General features: G+C 36.1%; 21 protein-coding genes and 1 pseudogene. 10 read left to right on the forward strand and 12 right to left on the reverse strand.

What is annotated here, in order from left to right; all coding sequences use genetic code 11:
• Window positions 1-65 precede the first annotated feature (65 nt).
• On the reverse strand, window positions 66-290 hold the full coding sequence (locus ABH960_RS02365; RefSeq protein WP_002089811.1) for a YuzB family protein: 225 nt from the start codon (window positions 288-290) through the stop codon (window positions 66-68).
• Between the two features lie 289 nt (window positions 291-579).
• On the opposite strand from ABH960_RS02365, the gene ABH960_RS02370 reads away from it, so the two are divergent.
• A complete protein-coding gene (locus ABH960_RS02370) occupies window positions 580-1,275 on the forward strand; it encodes an RsfA family transcriptional regulator (RefSeq protein WP_404442430.1) in 696 nt (231 codons plus the stop codon).
• Window positions 1,276-1,403: 128 nt separating this feature from the next.
• Window positions 1,404-2,249: an octanoyl-[GcvH]:protein N-octanoyltransferase gene (gene lipL, locus ABH960_RS02375; RefSeq protein WP_404442433.1), complete on the forward strand. Its 846-nt coding sequence runs from the start codon at window positions 1,404-1,406 to the stop codon at window positions 2,247-2,249.
• Between the two features lie 68 nt (window positions 2,250-2,317).
• Here the strand turns inward: lipL and pta are convergent, their stop codons facing one another.
• On the reverse strand, window positions 2,318-3,289 hold the full coding sequence (gene pta / locus ABH960_RS02380; protein WP_404442436.1) for a phosphate acetyltransferase: 972 nt from the start codon (window positions 3,287-3,289) through the stop codon (window positions 2,318-2,320).
• 277 nt (window positions 3,290-3,566) lie between these two features.
• Here pta and hemQ point away from each other — a divergent pair, with 277 nt between their 5' ends.
• From hemQ to gerQ, 4 genes are all read left to right on the forward strand, one after another.
• On the forward strand, window positions 3,567-4,310 hold the full coding sequence (hemQ, locus tag ABH960_RS02385; protein ID WP_002089820.1) for a hydrogen peroxide-dependent heme synthase: 744 nt from the start codon (window positions 3,567-3,569) through the stop codon (window positions 4,308-4,310).
• Between the two features lie 196 nt (window positions 4,311-4,506).
• Window positions 4,507-5,784 (forward strand): serine hydrolase, encoded by a 1,278-nt coding sequence (locus tag ABH960_RS02390; protein WP_404442439.1) that lies wholly within the window; start codon window positions 4,507-4,509, stop codon window positions 5,782-5,784.
• Between the two features lie 174 nt (window positions 5,785-5,958).
• Window positions 5,959-6,381 (forward strand): cell wall hydrolase CwlJ, encoded by a 423-nt coding sequence (cwlJ, locus tag ABH960_RS02395; protein WP_002089824.1) that lies wholly within the window; start codon window positions 5,959-5,961, stop codon window positions 6,379-6,381.
• Window positions 6,382-6,408: 27 nt separating this feature from the next.
• The gene (gerQ, locus tag ABH960_RS02400; RefSeq protein WP_002184497.1) at window positions 6,409-6,837 is read left to right on the forward strand and encodes a spore coat protein GerQ; all 429 of its coding nucleotides are present in this window, start codon (window positions 6,409-6,411) and stop codon (window positions 6,835-6,837) included.
• Window positions 6,838-6,869: 32 nt separating this feature from the next.
• Here gerQ and ABH960_RS02405 read toward each other — a convergent pair whose 3' ends face one another.
• The 4 genes and pseudogenes from ABH960_RS02405 to ABH960_RS02420 all read right to left on the reverse strand — a co-directional run bounded on the left by ABH960_RS02405 (window position 6,870) and on the right by ABH960_RS02420 (window position 7,959).
• A complete protein-coding gene (locus ABH960_RS02405) occupies window positions 6,870-7,238 on the reverse strand; it encodes a DUF423 domain-containing protein (RefSeq protein WP_002016371.1) in 369 nt (122 codons plus the stop codon).
• Window positions 7,239-7,301: 63 nt separating this feature from the next.
• Window positions 7,302-7,589, reverse strand: coding sequence for a YwdI family protein (locus ABH960_RS02410; RefSeq protein WP_001198367.1), 288 nt, complete (start codon window positions 7,587-7,589; stop codon window positions 7,302-7,304).
• Window positions 7,590-7,595: 6 nt separating this feature from the next.
• A pseudogene (locus ABH960_RS02415) lies at window positions 7,596-7,889 on the reverse strand (cation:proton antiporter regulatory subunit); the annotation flags it as partial.
• Window positions 7,858-7,959 carry an ion channel gene (locus ABH960_RS02420; protein WP_002130114.1) on the reverse strand — a complete coding sequence of 34 codons (102 nt, stop codon included), beginning with the start codon at window positions 7,957-7,959 and terminating at the stop codon, window positions 7,858-7,860. The pseudogene ABH960_RS02415 and the gene ABH960_RS02420, both read right to left, overlap by 32 nt.
• Before the next feature lie 171 nt (window positions 7,960-8,130).
• On the opposite strand from ABH960_RS02420, the gene ABH960_RS02425 reads away from it, so the two are divergent.
• The 3 genes from ABH960_RS02425 to ABH960_RS02435 all read left to right on the forward strand — a co-directional run bounded on the left by ABH960_RS02425 (window position 8,131) and on the right by ABH960_RS02435 (window position 11,090).
• A complete protein-coding gene (locus tag ABH960_RS02425) occupies window positions 8,131-9,411 on the forward strand; it encodes a purine/pyrimidine permease (RefSeq protein WP_404442631.1) in 1,281 nt (426 codons plus the stop codon).
• Between the two features lie 357 nt (window positions 9,412-9,768).
• A complete protein-coding gene (locus ABH960_RS02430) occupies window positions 9,769-10,590 on the forward strand; it encodes a Cof-type HAD-IIB family hydrolase (RefSeq protein ID WP_404442445.1) in 822 nt (273 codons plus the stop codon).
• A gap of 209 nt (window positions 10,591-10,799) precedes the next feature.
• Window positions 10,800-11,090 (forward strand): DUF3817 domain-containing protein, encoded by a 291-nt coding sequence (locus tag ABH960_RS02435; protein WP_002144657.1) that lies wholly within the window; start codon window positions 10,800-10,802, stop codon window positions 11,088-11,090.
• Between the two features lie 43 nt (window positions 11,091-11,133).
• Here ABH960_RS02435 and ABH960_RS02440 read toward each other — a convergent pair whose 3' ends face one another.
• From ABH960_RS02440 to ABH960_RS02460, 5 genes are read right to left on the reverse strand one after another with little or no spacing between them, the layout of a single operon-like run.
• A complete protein-coding gene (locus ABH960_RS02440; RefSeq protein WP_404442449.1) occupies window positions 11,134-11,811 on the reverse strand; it encodes a uracil-DNA glycosylase in 678 nt (225 codons plus the stop codon).
• Window positions 11,812-11,830: 19 nt separating this feature from the next.
• Entirely contained in the window at window positions 11,831-12,823 is a 993-nt protein-coding gene (locus ABH960_RS02445) for an ABC transporter permease (RefSeq protein WP_002089839.1), read from the reverse strand.
• Window positions 12,816-13,733, reverse strand: a complete 918-nt coding sequence (locus ABH960_RS02450; RefSeq protein ID WP_113936156.1) for an ABC transporter ATP-binding protein — start codon at window positions 13,731-13,733, stop codon at window positions 12,816-12,818. The genes ABH960_RS02445 and ABH960_RS02450 overlap by 8 nt, the downstream gene beginning before the upstream one ends.
• A complete protein-coding gene (locus tag ABH960_RS02455) occupies window positions 13,730-14,611 on the reverse strand; it encodes an SGNH/GDSL hydrolase family protein (protein WP_113936155.1) in 882 nt (293 codons plus the stop codon). Before ABH960_RS02455 ends, ABH960_RS02450 begins: the two co-directional genes overlap by 4 nt.
• A 10-nt stretch (window positions 14,612-14,621) precedes the next feature.
• On the reverse strand, window positions 14,622-15,599 hold the full coding sequence (locus tag ABH960_RS02460) for a LacI family DNA-binding transcriptional regulator (RefSeq protein ID WP_002068605.1): 978 nt from the start codon (window positions 15,597-15,599) through the stop codon (window positions 14,622-14,624).
• Between the two features lie 98 nt (window positions 15,600-15,697).
• Between ABH960_RS02460 and ABH960_RS02465 the strand changes: the two genes are divergently transcribed.
• Window positions 15,698-16,324: a YczE/YyaS/YitT family protein gene (locus tag ABH960_RS02465; RefSeq protein ID WP_219300782.1), complete on the forward strand. Its 627-nt coding sequence runs from the start codon at window positions 15,698-15,700 to the stop codon at window positions 16,322-16,324.
• 29 nt (window positions 16,325-16,353) lie between these two features.
• On the opposite strand, the gene ABH960_RS02470 is transcribed toward ABH960_RS02465, so the two are convergent.
• Window positions 16,354-17,649 (reverse strand): homoserine dehydrogenase, encoded by a 1,296-nt coding sequence (locus ABH960_RS02470; protein ID WP_404442455.1) that lies wholly within the window; start codon window positions 17,647-17,649, stop codon window positions 16,354-16,356.
• Window positions 17,650-17,769: the final 120 nt, after the last annotated feature.

Genomic DNA, 17,769 nt, shown 5'->3' on the forward strand with positions numbered 1-17,769 from the left:
AATTCATACAAAACGCTATCTTATGGACATAAAAAAGAAGAGTAATCTGTTCACTCTTCTTTTTCTTACTTATTTAACTTTGCTTCAATTTTTATAATTAATTCGTCTTCTGTTGGAGCCGCAACTGGACGATTATTTACAAACGCGAATGATTTTTTACGACCAGGGCCACAGTAAGACTGACATGCAACCTCGATCGTTGCACATGAATCTACTTTTTTTAACTTCGGAATCAACGTTTTAACGTTCGTTGCCTGACAATCATCACACACACGAAATTCGTTTCCCATTATATATAACACTTCCTCTATTTTAAACTTTTCACAAGTACATTTAAAAATAAACACTAAATGGTATTTTACCGCTCTTTGAAGCTTGTTGCAAGTCTCCGGGCGTAGCTCTATTCCTATATAAAGCTACCTATTTTTTATATTTTCTCCTTCAAAAGCTTTCATCATTCATAGCCACATTTCTTCTCTTCATTGAAATCTACCATATTTTTAAAAGCTTTGTATAAAAGCTCATTTTTTTGCCCATTATAAAAATAGGAAGTTCATAAAAAGAAAGGGAGTTGAATCTATGAAAGTAAGACAAGATGCTTGGACAGACGAGGACGATTTATTACTTGCTGAAACGGTGCTTCGCCATGTTCGAGAAGGAAGTACTCAATTAAATGCTTTTGAAGAAGTAGGAGATCAGTTAAATCGCACATCTGCTGCTTGTGGTTTCCGCTGGAATGCTGTTGTTCGCTATAGCTATGAACAAGCTCTTCAACTAGCAAAAAAACATCGTAAAGATAAAATGCGTGCTGCGGGCGGTGAACAGACAAAAAAACGTTTGCTTTACACACCACCAGCTTCAGCGGCGGCAATAACTGATTATGAAGAACACGTATCGTATGAAACAGCTGTTCAATATACAGAAGCTACTCCATATCAAAAGCCGACTGTCCCTGCTCCAAAAAGCTCAATAACAATGCAAGATGTTATTTACTTTTTACAAACAGTTGGATCTTCAAATATAAAAGTAACAGCTCTTGAAAACGAGAATACGAGATTGAAACAAGAAATTAAAACGCAAATCCTGCGAAATGAAGAACTAGAAAAGAAACTAGAAAAATTAGAACAACAATCTCATACTGTACAAGAGGATTACGAAACACTTATGAATATTATGAACCGTGCTCGTAAATTAGCAGTAATGGATGATGAGGAACGCTCACAAACATCTTTCCGCATGGATCGAAACGGTAACTTAGAAAAAATTGCAGAATAAAAAGGATGCATGCAATGCATCCTTTTTATTCTTTCACCTCTAAACTTTCCCTTTATATATGGGAAAACCCCTTTCTACATTTTTTGCTATAATAGAGATTGTCATTTTAAAAATAAGGGGTTAGTTATATGAGCAATTCCCGTTCGATTTTATCTCAGCCAGAGTGGCGTATTGTGGATCAGTCTAGTTTAGGACCAACATTTCATGCACTTCAGTCATTCGCAATGGATGACACGTTATGCACAAGTATCGGAAAAGGCCAATCCGCTGCAACAATGCGTTCTTGGGTTCATCACAATACAATTGTTCTTGGCATTCAAGATTCACGTCTACCACATTTAGAAGAAGGTATTTCCTTTTTAAAAGAAAACGACTTCAATGTTATCGTTCGTAATTCTGGTGGACTTGCTGTTGTACTTGATGAAGGTGTTTTAAACGTATCACTTTTATTCCAAGAAACAGAAAAGGGTATCGATATCGACCTTGGATACGATACGATGTGGCATTTAATTAAGGAAATGTTAAAAGATTACGATGTTACTATCGAGGCAAAAGAAATTGTTGGTTCTTATTGTCCTGGTAGCTACGATTTGAGCATTCGCGATCAAAAATTTGCTGGTATTTCTCAGCGTCGTATTCGCGGAGGCGTTGCTGTACAAATTTACTTATGTGCGACAGGAAGCGGATCTGAGCGTGCCGCACTCGTTCGTGATTTTTACAACGTAGCAATTCAAGGCGAAGAAACAAGATTTACGTATCCTGAAATTGTACCGAGTACGATGGCTTCACTATCTGAATTACTTGGCGAAACAATTACAGTGCAAGATTTAATGATGCGCCTTTTAAAAACGTTGCAACAATTCACTCCAAAGTTAACATCATCTCAGCTAACAGTAGATGAAGTTCCTTTATATGAGACGAATTTACAACGTATTATTGACCGTAATAATAAGGCACTTGGTTTAGAAAAATAGAAACCAAAAAGACCATCCTATTTCAAAAGAAATAGGATGGTCTTTTTTCATATTAATTCGTTATAGAATTAAAGTGCTTGAGCTGCTGTAATTAAAGCTAACTTGTACACTTCTTCTTCGTTACATCCACGAGATAGATCATTTACAGGCATATTTAAACCTTGTAAGATTGGTCCTACTGCTTCGAAGTTACCTAAGCGTTGAGCGATTTTGTAGCCGATATTACCAGCTTCTAAGCTTGGGAATACGAATACGTTAGCATCACCTTTAATTGTAGAACCTGGAGCTTTCTTCTCAGCTACAGATGGTACGAATGCAGCATCGAATTGGAATTCTCCATCTAAAGTTAATTCAGGAGCCATTTCTTTCGCAATGCGAGTTGCTTCTACAACTTTTTCTGTTTCTGAAGATTTCGCAGAACCTTTTGTAGAGAAGCTTAACATAGCAACGCGTGGGTCAATGCCGAATAGTTCAGCAGTTTTCGCACTTTCGATACCAATTTCAGCTAAATCTTGGCTGTTTGGTGCAATGTTAATTGCGCAATCAGCGAATACATACTTCTCTTCTTCACGTACCATGATGAATACGCCTGAAGTTTTTGTAACGCCTGGTTTTGTTTTAATAATTTGAAGTGCTGGACGAACTGTATCAGCTGTAGAGTGAGCTGCACCACTTACTAAACCTTGTGCTTTGCCCATGTATACAAGCATTGTACCGAAGTAGTTTTCGTCTTTAAGAATTTTACGAGCATCTTCTTCTGTTGCTTTACCTTTACGGCGTTCAATGAAAGATGCTACCATTGCATCCATCTCTTCGTATGTAGCTGGATCATAAATATCAACGCCTGCTAATGTTAAGTTCATGCTAGCAGCTTTTGCGCTAATTTCTTCTTTATTACCAACTAAAATTGGTTTTACTAACTCTTCTTTTGCTAAACGCTCTGCAGCGCCTAAAATTCTTTCATCAGTTCCTTCAGGAAGTACGATAGAAATGCCTTTTCCTTGAACTTTTTCTTTTACTGCTGTAAATAAATTGCTCACGAATAAACCCTCCTACAAATGTTAAAAACTCTACCTTTAAGAATACTTCTTTTCAGCTATATTTTAAACTTATAGCTCCCAAAAAATAGATAAAATGAAAATGATTATATTTTCATAAAATTCAGCCGAGAAATAATGCCTACTTAACCCTTATTTTCTCCCGTTTTCCAGTAAATATAAATGTGACAGTTTTATGCGCCGAAACTTTATGTAGATGTTTTTAATCCTATATATGCTATAGTTAACGTGTAAAATATCATTAACTGAGGTGAATAGAATGAGTGAAGCAACAACAACGTTAGATGGCTGGTATTGTTTACATGATTTACGTTCTATTGATTGGGCAGCATGGAAAACATTATCTAGTGACGAACGCGGACAAGCAGTGTCTGAATTTTTAAATGTCGTTGAAAAATGGAACGAAGTAGCTACTGCAAAAAAAGGCAGTCATGCAATGTATACAGTTGTTGGTCAAAAAGCAGATATTATGCTTATGATCTTACGTCCAACAATGGAAGAGTTAAATGAAATCGAAACAGAATTAAATAAAACAACATTAGCTGAATATTTAGTTCCTGCATATTCTTACGTATCTGTTGTTGAACTAAGCAACTATCTTCCAGCTGATGAAGACCCATACCAAAACCCACAAATCTTAGCTCGCTTATATCCTGAGTTACCGAAAGCAAATCACATTTGCTTCTATCCAATGGATAAGCGTCGCCAAGGTAATGATAACTGGTATATGCTTCCTATGGATGAACGTAAGAAACTTATGTACAGCCATAGCAAAATCGGTCGCCAGTACGCAGGTAAAGTGCGCCAAGTTATTTCAGGATCAGTTGGATTTGACGATTTTGAGTGGGGCGTAACATTATTTGCTGACGATGTTCTTCAATTTAAGAAACTTATATATGAAATGCGCTTCGATGAAGTAAGTGCTCGTTATGGTGAATTCGGAACATTTTTCGTTGGAAACATTTTACCAGACGAAAAGGTAGAGAAATTTTTACACATATAAATCGTAAAAAAGGAACGAATTTCGTTCCTTTTTTTATTACCCTCTATATTTCTCCTCAAAAAACTTCTTTTCTCTGCAAATTTGAACAAAAATCGACAAATTCTTTTCAATTTCCTTACAAAATTGTAACCTTTCTATATCCAAATTTATGCTAAAATGGTACGAGCTATATGCTAATAACGATGCGAAGGTGATAATGTATATGAAGAAAATCTTGTCTATTTTACTAGTGTCTCTATTGTCATTTTCTTCCTTAGAAGTAACAACATCCCATGCGGAAGAAAAAATACATATAGAGGCAGCTGCTGCACTTCTATTTGATGCGGATACAGGAAAAATACTGCATGAACAAAATCCAGATGAATTACTAGCTATCGCTAGTATGTCAAAATTAATTGTTATTTATGCCGTATTAGAAGCAATTAAAGAAGGAAAAATCACTTGGGATACGAAAGTAACTATTTCTGATTACGCTTATGAAGTTTCACGTAATAATGAATTCTCTAATGTGCCGTTCGAAAAAGGACGTCAATATACTGTAAGAGAATTATACCATTCTATCGTTATCTTCTCTGCAAATGGATCTAGTATTGCTTTAGCAGAATTACTTGCAGGCAGTGAAAAGAACTTCTTAAATCTCGCAAATGAACATGCGAAAAAACTAGGGTTAAAGAAATATAAATTTGTAAACGCTACGGGGTTAAATAACGCTGATTTAAAAGGAAAACATCCTGAAGGAACTGATCCGAATGGAGAAAACTCCATGTCAGCTCGCGATATGGGGATTCTTTCAAAAACAATTATTACAAAGTATCCAGAAATGCTAGAGGATACAAAACAAAGATTTAGAAACTTCCCAGATAATCATCCAAAACCAATTCGTATGGAAAATTGGAACTGGATGTTACCAGGTGCTGCTTTCTCTTATGAAGGAGCAGATGGTTTAAAAACAGGAAGCTCTGATACCGCTGGGTATGGTTTTACCATTACAGCAAAACGCGGTGATTTACGTCTTATTTCTGTTATTATTAAAACGAAATCAATGGACGAACGTTTCACAGAATCTCGCGCATTAATTGAGTATGGATTTAATAACTTCGAAAAACAGAAATTAAAAATAGATAAAAACAACAAAATTTCTGTAGTAAAAGGAAAAGAAGACTACGTAACAGTTGCACCAGAAAAAGAAGTGACAGTAGTTACTGCAAAAGGTAGCAAATCACCTTACAAAATTTCTACTGAAGCAGATAAATCACTTGCTGAAGATGGGCATTTAGTTGCTCCTATTAAGAAAGATGCAAAGGTAGGTTCAATCGTCTTAGAGCCATCTGATAAATATGGTTTCTTAGACGGAAATAAAAGTATAAAAGTTACTGCAAAAACGACTGCAGAAGTAGAAAAAGCAAATTGGTTCGTATTAACAATGCATTCAATTGGCGATTTCTTCTCAAATTTATGGTCTAAAGTATTTTAATGATGAAAAGCTAGCTCACGCTAGCTTTTTTTATTTTCCCCTCTAGATGTAAAACTTCGTTTGGTTGTCATATCTGCGTCCTTTTTCTCATACGTATGAACTAGTAATTGTTCCACACTTCATCTAAGAAAAACCTCTTTCCAAAGGGTATTCCAAAAAGAGAGGTGACACATAATGGGTGTTATCGCACATACAGAAGAAGATGTAAAGTTATTAGCTAGACTCATGCGTGCTGAAGCTGAAGGAGAAGGGCAACAAGGCATGCTAATGGTTGGAAATGTCGGTGTAAATCGTGTCCGCGGAAATTGTTTAGATTTTAAAAAAGTACGGAACTTACGTCAGATGGTTTATCAAAATCCTGGTGGTTTTGAAGCTACTCAAAAAGGGTATTTTTATCAACGAGCAAGAGAACAAGATATTGCCTTAGCCCGTCGAACAATTCAAGGGCAACGTTTTTGGCCTGCAAATTTCGCTTTATGGTTTTTTAGACCTGAAGGTCCTTGCCCACCAACTTGGTATAACCAGCAAAACTCTGGACGTTTTAAAAAGCACTGCTTCTTCCAACCATCCGGGGAGGATTGTCCAAGCGTATATTAAGGAATGAAAATGAGGAGGGATTTTTGAATGACACAGCAACAAAACCCGTACTACGGAACAGGTTTTTATCAACCATCTGGAACTTATGTGCAACCGCAACAAATGACCGCGCAGCAACAGCAACAACAGCAAGCGATGCAACAACAAGCTGCTCAGGCTCAACTTGCAGTTTCTCAAGGTATGTTACCACTAGAGCAATCGTATATTGAAAACATCCTTCGTTTAAATAAAGGTAAGCCAGCTACAGTTGTAATGACTTATGAACGCGGTAGTTCGCTTGGTACACAATCTTATACAGGGATCATCGAGGCAGCTGGCCGTGATCATATCGTAATTAGTGAGCCGAAATCTGGAAAACGCTTTTTACTACTAATGATTTATTTAGATTATGTAGAATTTCCAGGAGAAATTACGTATTTACCTGGTCAACAAGCAACTTATGCTCCAAGACCATAAAAAAAAAGCTGGCGAATGCCAGCTTTTGTTTTTTATAACCCTTTTACAACTGCAGTTCCGACTAAAATCCACGCCACAATAAACGCTACACCACCAAGGGGTGTAATTGGACCAAAGAATTTAATACCTGTTGTACTTAATGCATAAAGACTGCCTGAGAACATAATAATCCCAGCTACCATAAGCCAACCCGCAGTGCTTAAAAGTGATGATTGCATTTTGTCCATTAATAGAGCAACTACGAATAAGCCACCTGCATGAAACATTTGATATGTAACGCCTGTCTTCCACACTTCTAACATTTTTGCAGAAATTTTATTTTCTAAACCATGTGCTCCAAAAGCCCCTAATGCAACAGATAGCCCCGCTGCAATACAACCTAGTAAAAAGAAAATTTTCATCTTAATTCCCCTTTTTATTTTTATCATAAGCAATTTTCACATATAATCCAAACGATTTAATCCCTAAAAATCAAATAAAGAATTACCATTTGCACCTTCTTCTTTTATATACACAGGTTCTCCAGAAACTGGCATAACCGGTTGAACTGTTGTTATAGGCTGAGATCCGATTATTTGTGATTGAACTTGTGGTTCTCTATACGTAGAAGGCTCAACTTGTTCATCTAATAATAAATCACATAATGCACGCACAACTAATAAATGCTCTTTTGATTTTTGTCCTTCACTACTTTTTGCCTTTGCAATTTCACTCGCCATTTTATTTAAAACCTTATCGCTAGATACTTGCATTCCTTGTCACCTCTTACTTTGTAGTTCTTTCTCAAATTGCCTCAGTTTCTCCACTGAACCAAATACTATTATCATATCATGTTCTTGCAGTTTTTCCTGCCCCGTTGGATTATGGATAATATCCCCATCTCTTAAAATCGCTAAAATTGTTACACCAAATTGATTTCTCACATTACTCTCTAATAACGATTTACTAGCTAAGTTAGAATCTTTACCAACTTGAATTTCTTCGATTACAAATGATTGCTCTATTCTATACAATACTGTATCAATATAATGCACTGTTAACGGATTCGCAATATCCAACCGTTAATACCGTAATCATCGTCATCCAAAATGCTTGAAACAGGCTAATCTCTTCAATTGTCATAAATCATAGCATTCCTAGAATTACAACAAAAGTCATACATATAATCGCTATCCATAATTGCTTCCGTACATTCATATTATGTTTCAACTCTTTTCTCTATCTACAATCTTTGCCAGAGGAAATGAAATACGTATATACTAGAAAACGGAATCTATGAAAGAGGTTGATATAATGAAGCTATTTCTTTCTGCCTTACAATGGGCACTATTTATTTTAGCTGGAAGTCTTATTGTACCAATTAGTGTCGCAACTAGTTACGGCCTTGATGGCGCTGAAGCTATCGCGTTTGTACAAAGAACATTATTTGTTCTCGGTTTTGCCGGTCTCTTGCAAGCTATATTTGGTCATAAACTTCCTATCCAAGAAGGTCCTGCAGGCCTTTGGTGGGGAATTTTCTCCTTGTATGCAAGTTTAGGCGTCGTATTATTTGGATCAAGCAATGAAACACTTAAGGTCCTTCAGTACGCTTTCCTATTAAGTGGCATCATTTGTATTATTCTTAGTGTTTTTGGACTTATTGATAAACTAGTTCGTTACTTTACACCGACAGTAATTGGAACGTATTTATTCCTTTTGGTCGCACAACTTAGTGGCTCCTTCTTAAAAGGCATGTTTGGCCTTGATGGACAACATACAGAAGTACAGCCAAAGGTATTTATTCTTTCACTCATTGTTATTTTACTATCTTTTTTCATTATGAAGCTACCTATTATTGGACAATATTCCGTTCTTTTCAGTATCGTCTGCGGCTGGATATTATTTGCGTGCTTCGGATTATCTAATCCAGTAACACCTGTGACAGATATAATTCTTCTTCCATCTCTGTTTGTTTTCGGAATGCCTCGCATTGAATGGAACATGGCAATTACGGTAGTTTTCGTCACACTACTACTTCTAACAAATATGTTAGCAAGTATTCGCGTTGTACAAAAGGTTGTTTCTAAGTATGAAGAAAATGCTCCAGATCGCTTCAAACAAGCTGGCATTATAACAGGAATAAATCAATTGCTAGGCGGTCTATTTTCAGCCATTGGCCCTGTTGCCATTTCTGGATCCGCAGGGTTTATTGCAACAACAAATATTTATAAGCGCCTTCCATTTATGTTAGGGTCAAGCTTTATCATTCTTGTTAGTATATTCCCAAAGATTACTTCATTCTTTGCAGCCATCCCCATTGCAGTTGGGTATGCTGCAATTTATCCTGTATTTGCAAGCATGATTGGTCTAGCTTTCCGCGAATATGACACTGTACAAAATAAAGAACAATTATTTAAAGTAGCAGGTCTTTCAATCTTTACAGGAGTCGGCGTTATGTTCGTTCCAGCAGGAGCGTTTTCTACGCTACCACCATTTTTAGCATCATTTTTAAGTAACGGTCTTGTTCTTGGATCTGTAATGGCTATCTTGCTGGAAATATTATTTTCTCGTTCGCACGAAAAACAACCATCGTAAATTGGAAAACTTCCATTATTGCACTCTATCTTTAGAGTTGTTACGATAATGATAAAGTGAAACTTTAATCAGTGGGGGGGTGTTCATCCCCACTGATTATTAGCCCGCACCAATCGGGCGTTTACGGGCAGTTAATCTCCCACCTAACTTCTTTGCTCCAGCTAAATTTTGAGGTGGGAGTCTTACTGCCCGCAAATAGCGGGATAAATTATCATGGGCAACACGCTCATGATAATTTATACTAACAATGCAGAACTTCTCCTAGTTTCATGCAAAGAAGTTCGATGTCTTACTATATATTCCCCACTATCTTCATAAAAATTTATTTCTATTTCAACAAAGAAAGGAATTTTCTATATGACTTATAAAATGATTGTTTTAGATTTAGATGATACTTTATTACGCGACGACCATACAATTTCACCTCGTACGAAAGAGGCTTTAATGACAGCACAAGAGCAAGGAGTTAAAGTTGTACTTGCTTCTGGGCGCCCAACATTCGCAATGCGTGCGATTGCAAAGGAATTACATTTAGCGGAATATGGAAGCTTTATTCTTTCATTTAACGGTGCAAAAATCATTAACTGCAAAACGGATGAAGAATTATTCAGCAGTACATTATCTCCTGAAATCGTTCACAGTTTATATGATATTAGTAAAGAAGAAAATGTATGGATTCATACATACATTGGTGACGATATTATAACTGAAGAAAATAACTCTTATACCGAAATTGAAGGTCAAATTACTGGTATGCCAATCGTAGAGGTAAGTAACCTTAAAGATGCTGTACAACAACCAGTTGTAAAAGTTCTAATGGTAGAAAAGCCAGAATACTTACAAGTGGTAGAAACAAAACTACAAAAACAATTAGAAGGTCAATTAAGTGTTATGCGCTCTAAACCATTCTTCTTAGAATTTACTGAACATGGTGTTACGAAAGGAACGAGCTTAAACCAATTAATCCAAAAACTTGGTATTAAACGCGAAGAAGTTATCGCAATGGGCGATAGCTATAACGATCAAGCGATGATTGAATTTGCTGGTCTTGGCGTTGCGATGGGCAATGCACCAGATGATATTAAAGAAATTGCAAACTATGTAACAGATACAAATATGAACGATGGCGTTGCTAAAGTTGTAGAGAAATTTGTACTAAAAAGCAAAGCGCTTGTTTAATATTTTCATTCATAAAACCTATTTGAAGTCAAATACTTCAAATAGGTTTTTATTTAAATTGCAATGCTTTTGTGACTATATTTTGAACTTTGCACTATTCTCGTAGTGTAAACTTTCTTTTTGTATATAATTAAACAAAATAGACTATTTCATTTTGAAAAAGAATACAAATTTACTATATACAAGCATACATTAAAGGAGGCTACTTCATGTTATCTACACCAATCGGAAGATTAAGAGCAATCGGCTTAATTGAGGGGATTTCTTTCCTATTACTATTATTTGTAGCAATGCCATTAAAATATTTTGCAGGGTTTGCAACAGCTGTTAAAATTACAGGTATGGCTCATGGCGTTTTATTTATTCTATTCATCTTTGCGGTAATTCAAGTAACAATCGTACACCGTAAAACAATTTTATGGGCACTTGGTGCACTTGTTGCATCAGTTATCCCATTTGGTACTTTTGTACTAGATGCAAAACTAAAAAATGAACAGTAATAGTAAAAAGGTAGTTAACAATCGTTAGCTACCTTTTTTGCGTTTATATATTCGGAATTTGCCAATCGATTTCTTTTTCATCCATGTTAGATAAAATCTCATTTACTTTAGAGTACGGCTTACTTCCAAAGAAACCACGTCTTGCTGATAATGGACTTGGATGTACGGACTCAATAATATAATGATTCGTATTCGTAATTAACTTTTTCTTCGCCTGAGCATGGCGTCCCCATAATATGAAAACAACTGGCTTTTCACGTTCATTTAATAGCTCAATTACGCGATCTGTGAAATGCTCCCATCCTTTTCCTTTATGAGAATTCGCCTCACCTTGACGAACCGTTAACACAGTATTTAATAGTAAAACCCCTTGCTCCGCCCATTTTACTAAATAACCATTATTCGGAATTTCATAACCGTATTCATCTCGAAGTTCTTTGTACATATTTAGCAATGATGGCGGCGTTTTAATACCAGGTTGTACCGAAAAGCTTAAACCATGTGCTTGATTCGGTCCATGATATGGGTCTTGTCCTAAAATAACAACCTTTGTATTTTCATAACTTGTATACTCTAGAGCGTTAAAAATATCTTCTTTCTTTGGATAAATCACATGCTCCTCATACTCTTCTTTTAAAAAGTTAGCTAAATTTTGATAGTATTCTTTCTCAAATGCTGACCCCAGTAATGGTCCCCAATCATTCTGCAAAATGTTTTCCATGCCTTCACTTCCTATCCAATTAATTCACCATATCCTGCCTTGTAAATACTACAAACGAAATGATAAGAGATACTACTGCCCAAACCGTTAAATTTATTAAAGAAAATCCCATTGATAACCCTTGTAATGCAGGAAGTTTTCCTGATAAATAATCTGTTAGCGATAAGTTGACACTAAAAATGTATTTCGCACCTTCCCAAGACGTTGCGAATGAACTTAAAATGCCGCCTGCAATTAACGCAGCTAACATAACGCCCATACCAGCTGGTGTATTACGAATTAAAACAGAGACCATAAATGATATAGTTCCAACAACGATAGCAACAAACCAAGCTAGTCCGTACGCCATTAAAATGTATTGCCACTGCGGAATAAGGTGTACAAAGTTTGTATTTAACGTTTCCTTATCAATGACGAATCCTGTTAGCACAGGTAAATTCCATCCAGAGTATCCAAATACAAGCCCTGATAATGCGTAAGCAAACAAACCGACAAGAAGCAATATGAGCGAAATGAAAAATAACATCGTCACATATTTACTAAGGAGTATTTTCCAGCGCCGAATTGGCCTCGTCAGAAGCATTTTCATCGTACCATCGCTTCGTTCTCCTGAAACAATATCAATGGCGACAATCATAACGAGCAATGGAATAAATAACGTTATTCCTTGTTCAATAAACGCCCTCACAAATGTCGGTGCTCCTGGCGCAGTCGGATTAATATTATGATCTAAATAATATTGTTGTTGTTCCACTCTTACTTTTAACCAATCCCGCCATTCTTCTGGCAATCTAGAATTGTTCAAGCGGTTTTGTGAATCAACAATTTGTTGCTGTAATGATACTTTCCAATCAGTCGTACCAAGCCTTTTTTGCGTCGTTTCTATTTCACGATACTGAGCATACACAAAAAGTGGAATCAAGATTGCTAAAATAAGCATGACAACAACAATCCGTTTCTTACGATAAATCTTTTCTGATTCATTTAAAACTAGATTCGCAAATTCACGCATGTTGCTCACCCCTTGTGAGTTCAATAAATAAATCTTCTAGCGTAAATACAAGCTCTTTGACGCTATGTACATCTATCCCGTTTTCTACAAAGTGCTTATTCCAAACATTAATAGACGCAACATCCATACGACATAATAAACGCTCATCTTCTACACTAACTTCCTCTATCTCTTCAGCAGCGTCTAACATGTCTTTCGCTTTGGAAATCGGTGTAACGACCCATTCCACACGATCACTCGCTGTTTTGATCAACTCTTCAATAGGTGCAACTGTTATCATTTTTCCTTTATGAATAATAGCAACACGGTCGCATATCAGTTGCACTTCACTTAATAAGTGACTCGAAATAAATACACTCATATTTTCTTCTTTTACAAGCTTATGTATAAATTCCCTAAGCTCTCTAATCCCAGCTGGATCTAAACCATTCGTCGGTTCATCTAATATGAGCAATTTCGGGTTTCCAAGTAGCGCCTGTGCAATTCCAAGGCGCTGCTTCATACCAAGGGAATATGTTTTTACCTTATCGTGAATACGCTCATCTAAATGAACCATTTTTGCAATTTCAACAATACGTTCATCTGATATATCACCAAGCATGCGCGCAAATTGCTTTAAGTTTTCCCATCCCGTTAAATATGTATAAAGCTCTGGGTTTTCAACGATACTTCCAATTTGACGCATCGCTTCTCTGAAATTTTCCTTAATAGAATAACCACCGATAGAAATAGTACCTTCTGTCGCTTTAATCAGTCCGACTAACATTCGAATTGTTGTCGTTTTCCCGGCTCCGTTCGGTCCTAAAAAGCCAAACACTTCTCCTTGTTTTACATCAAATGAAATGTCCTCTACAAGAGTCTTCTTTCCAATTACCTTCTTCAAGTCTCGTACAGAAAGTATCGTCGTCATTTTACCCCTCCTTGCTCTAGTTTTAATTTACTTACAACATTTTGGACTAAACGCTCCGCCATATATGTGTAACCTACTTCATTCGGATGAAAATGATCTGAGTATAATAAATCTTTCCCACGATTTTGGAATAAATCAAATGTCGGTGTAATATATACGTTTTTATCATTTAATGCTAACTTCTCTAAAGAAGCGTTCCAATCAACAACAATATTTGATGAACCTCTCAAATCTTCTACATCTTCAAAAGGATTGTATAATCCTAACCAAAAAATAGGGCTATCTGTGTTTAATTTACGAATTTCTTCTATAATTTTCTTCGCTTCATTTTGAAACGTTTCCGTATCAGGACGATACGTCTCTAAATCTATCTTTCCGAGCGATTCCCATCCTGGGAACAAATCATTTCCTCCAATTGTTAAAACAATTACATCTGCTTGCTTAATTGAATATTGAGCTCCGCTGCTTTCGATTTGTTTTAACAAATCGGGCATTTTCGCACCACTAACTGCCAAATTGCTTAGTGCAACTTTTTGTTTATAATCTTTTTGTAAATTCTCTTTCATTCGTCCAATATAGCCAATTCCTTCTTTATCACCAACGCCGCGCGTTAACGAATCACCTAAACTAACTACTTGTAACGTTCCTGTTTTCTTTTTCTCTTTTTCCACTACGTCAGTCTTCGTAATTAATTTTGAAGCTTTCGGATTTAATACATCATTTACACCCGAAACAAAACCATATGCAAATAAACAGAAAGACGCAATTGTAATGAGTAGAATTACTTTTACTAATTTTGATCTCATATCAAAACCCCTTTTAGCCCCTATAGATTGTCCATAATTATACCAAACGAATTTTCGAAAAGCGATTTTCACACCTTCTCTATTATGTCGTTTCCCTATCTACCAAATTTGGTAATAACTCTACATGTTTCACATCTATTTCCTCATCATTAATCTTTTCATATAATAATTCAAATGCCTTTACACCAACATTTTTACTGGAATGCGAAATCGTCGTAATACCTAATATATTTGCCACCTCTTGATCATCACATCCGATAATCGTAATATCCTCTGGGATACGAATTCCTTGTTTTTTCGCCTCCGTTACCATTCCTGCAGCAATATGATTGCAAGATACAAGAAAAGCCGTCGGTTTTACAGACATACGAGCCCATTCCCTGACTACATTGCGCCCATCTTCCACCGTAAAACAGCCCTTAAACTTCCAGGCATCTAACGGTGTTACAACAATCTGTTGAAGTGAATCCTCATACGCTTTTTTTCGCCTCTGGCTATTAATACTATTACTTCTTCCAATGCAATATCCGATACGTGTATGACCAGCATCTATTAAGCTTTTCATCCCGCGCAAAAATACTTTGTAGTAATCAATATGTACACTCGAAATGAATTTCGAATCTATTTCTTCACACATCACAATTGGACCAAACTTCGTATACTCTTCAAGCTTTTCCTTACTATTTGTCCGTGAACATATAATTACTCCATCAAGCTTTTTCATTTTTAACATATGTAAAATTTCAAGCTCTTTTTCTTCGCTATAATTTGTCTGGCAAAGCATCATATTATAATTGTTCTTTGCGGTTTCCTTTGATATCCCCCCAATAATGGCACTGTAATATTGATCATTTACGTGCGGCAATAAAACGCCAATTACATTCGTTTTTCCTTTCACTAAATGAATCGCATTCACATTTTGCGTATAATTTAATTCTTCAATAATCGCTAAAATCTCTTTTCGTTTCTGTTCATTCACATACGGATGATTATTGAGTACACGTGAAACAGTTGAAACAGATACCCCAGCAAGTTCAGCAATCTTTCTTATATTAGTCATCTCATTCTCCCCTTCCCCTCAAAAATTCCCGCTTGACCTGGTAAGCTTTCCACAGTATATCCTTTCTTAGCAAATACATTTTGAAAGGATATACAACTATGCTTCGATTCAAACTAGAATATATATTTTTCATTGGCGGTTTACTCATTCTCGCCATCGGTATTAATATGATGACGACAATTACTTCCTTTGGACTTAGCCCTTATGATTCCTTCTTTATTGCACTATATCAAAATTTTGGGATAAGTATTGGTTTTTGGATTTTCATGATTAACTTTGTTTTTACCCTGATCGTACTCTTTTGGGACAAAAAACAAATTACAATCGGCACAATTGTCACAATGATTCTTATTTCTCTTTTTGTTGATTGGGTTGGTTCTATTACGACTATTATGGATGCTATCCGCTCTCTTCCAAAATATATAACACTTGTTTGCGGAAATCTATTCGTCGGAGCCGGAATTGGTCTTTACGTCTCTACTAACCTTTGCGCAGCACCTCAAGAGGCTTTCGTTTTAACTGTTGCTGAGAAAAAGAAATGGACATTTAGAAGAACAGAAATTTCATTAGCTTTTTTATTTTTAACATTAAGCTTCTTATTAGATGGGCCAATCTATTTTGGAACAATTATCTTATCCTTTACAACAGGTTGGATTATTCAAGCTTTTATTCAAGTTGGTACGCAGATTTTAAATAGAAAAAAACCTATTAAGCAAGCCGCTTAATAGGTTTTTTCGTTTTATTAGAAGTGATACTACTTAGCATTTCCTTCAATTCGATAATTTGCTTTCACACAATCTATTTCTTCATACGATTGCAATGTATGTAGAATGTACTCATAATCCGCAAGAGAAGCACGATGCGTTACAATTACGATTTCTGCTTTCCCTTTCTCTTCAAGTGGCATTTGAATGATTTTTTCAAAACTAACACCGCGTTCAGAGAACAATGATGTAATTTTTGCAAATACACCAATTTCGTCTTTCACATGAAGTCTTAAAAACTTTTTCACAATAATTTCATCTGGCTCTTTTAGTACCTTTTGATATTGCGGGACTACAGCACTATTTCCGTTTACACCTAACCTAATATTTTGCATTACAGCAACTAGATCTGACACAACAGCTGTCGCTGTCGGTAAGCTTCCTGCTCCCGGACCATAAAACATCGTTTCTCCTACCGCTTCACCATACACATACACAGCATTATATTCATTTTGTACTGCCGCAAGAGGATGTGCATTTGGAAGTAACGTTGGTTCAACTGTAACCTCTAATTTTTCACCATCTCTCTTTGCAAGACCAATTAATTTAATTGTATAGCCTAAGCTCTTACTATATTCAATATCTTCTGCTGTAATAGAAGTAATCCCTTTTACCTTCACATCTCCAAGCTCTACATTTGTAGAGAAACCGAGAGTAGCCAAAATCGTCATTTTTCTTGCTGCATCTAAACCTTCTACGTCTGATGTTGGATCTGCTTCTGCAAATCCAAGCTGCTGAGCTTCTTTTAACACGTCGTTATATGCTCTCCCTTCGTCTGACATTTTCGTCAAAATAAAATTTGTCGTTCCATTTACAATTCCCATTACTTTCGTAATAAGATCTGAAGAAAGTCCTTCTACGATGCTTCGTAAAATCGGAATTCCTCCCGCTACACTTGCTTCATAAAATAGATCAGCCTTATTATCCTTTGCTACCGCTAATAATTCCGCTCCGTGTAACGCCATTAAATCTTTATTTGCAGTCACAACGTGCTTCCCACTTTGTAAAGCTTGTAAAATATATGCTTTTGCATCATCAATGCCACCCATCACTTCGATGACAACATCAATATTAGGATTATCTAAAATTTCATTCACATCTTGTGTTAATAGAGTAGAAAGCACGTCGACCTCTCTCTCTTTCTCAATATTTTGCACCAATACTTTCGTTACTTTCACTGGACAACCTACTTGGTGTATAAGTCGTTCTTGATGATCTGTAATAATACGAACTACACCACTACCAACTGTCCCAAGACCTAATAACCCCACTTGAATTTCTTTCATAATACTGTCCACCCCTCAAAAATTGTGTTTAGATGAATTATATAGATGAAAAATCTGAAAAACAATGAATTTAGAACATTCGGAAAAATAAAGGCTAATCTTTACAAGGAAAACGCTACC

It is taken from the genome of Bacillus sp. RC252, from assembly GCF_044909215.1.
GTDB lineage: Bacteria > Bacillota > Bacilli > Bacillales > Bacillaceae_G > Bacillus_A > Bacillus_A mycoides.

Coding starts and splice junctions, on each gene's coding strand:
- ABH960_RS02430 (WP_404442445.1), top strand. CDS start 9,769: ATGACTTATAAAATGATTGTTTTAGATTTAGATGATACTTTATTACGC.
- lipL (WP_404442433.1), top strand. CDS start 1,404: ATGAGCAATTCCCGTTCGATTTTATCTCAGCCAGAGTGGCGTATTGTG.
- ABH960_RS02445 (WP_002089839.1), bottom strand. CDS start 12,823: ATGCGTGAATTTGCGAATCTAGTTTTAAATGAATCAGAAAAGATTTAT.
- ABH960_RS02425 (WP_404442631.1), top strand. CDS start 8,131: ATGAAGCTATTTCTTTCTGCCTTACAATGGGCACTATTTATTTTAGCT.
- gerQ (WP_002184497.1), top strand. CDS start 6,409: ATGACACAGCAACAAAACCCGTACTACGGAACAGGTTTTTATCAACCA.
- cwlJ (WP_002089824.1), top strand. CDS start 5,959: ATGGGTGTTATCGCACATACAGAAGAAGATGTAAAGTTATTAGCTAGA.
- ABH960_RS02365 (WP_002089811.1), bottom strand. CDS start 290: ATGGGAAACGAATTTCGTGTGTGTGATGATTGTCAGGCAACGAACGTT.
- ABH960_RS02470 (WP_404442455.1), bottom strand. CDS start 17,649: ATGAAAGAAATTCAAGTGGGGTTATTAGGTCTTGGGACAGTTGGTAGT.
- ABH960_RS02390 (WP_404442439.1), top strand. CDS start 4,507: ATGTATATGAAGAAAATCTTGTCTATTTTACTAGTGTCTCTATTGTCA.
- ABH960_RS02420 (WP_002130114.1), bottom strand. CDS start 7,959: ATGACAATTGAAGAGATTAGCCTGTTTCAAGCATTTTGGATGACGATG.
- ABH960_RS02410 (WP_001198367.1), bottom strand. CDS start 7,589: ATGCAAGTATCTAGCGATAAGGTTTTAAATAAAATGGCGAGTGAAATT.
- ABH960_RS02370 (WP_404442430.1), top strand. CDS start 580: ATGAAAGTAAGACAAGATGCTTGGACAGACGAGGACGATTTATTACTT.
- ABH960_RS02405 (WP_002016371.1), bottom strand. CDS start 7,238: ATGAAAATTTTCTTTTTACTAGGTTGTATTGCAGCGGGGCTATCTGTT.
- ABH960_RS02435 (WP_002144657.1), top strand. CDS start 10,800: ATGTTATCTACACCAATCGGAAGATTAAGAGCAATCGGCTTAATTGAG.
- hemQ (WP_002089820.1), top strand. CDS start 3,567: ATGAGTGAAGCAACAACAACGTTAGATGGCTGGTATTGTTTACATGAT.
- ABH960_RS02440 (WP_404442449.1), bottom strand. CDS start 11,811: ATGGAAAACATTTTGCAGAATGATTGGGGACCATTACTGGGGTCAGCA.
- ABH960_RS02460 (WP_002068605.1), bottom strand. CDS start 15,599: ATGACTAATATAAGAAAGATTGCTGAACTTGCTGGGGTATCTGTTTCA.
- ABH960_RS02465 (WP_219300782.1), top strand. CDS start 15,698: ATGCTTCGATTCAAACTAGAATATATATTTTTCATTGGCGGTTTACTC.
- ABH960_RS02450 (WP_113936156.1), bottom strand. CDS start 13,733: ATGACGACGATACTTTCTGTACGAGACTTGAAGAAGGTAATTGGAAAG.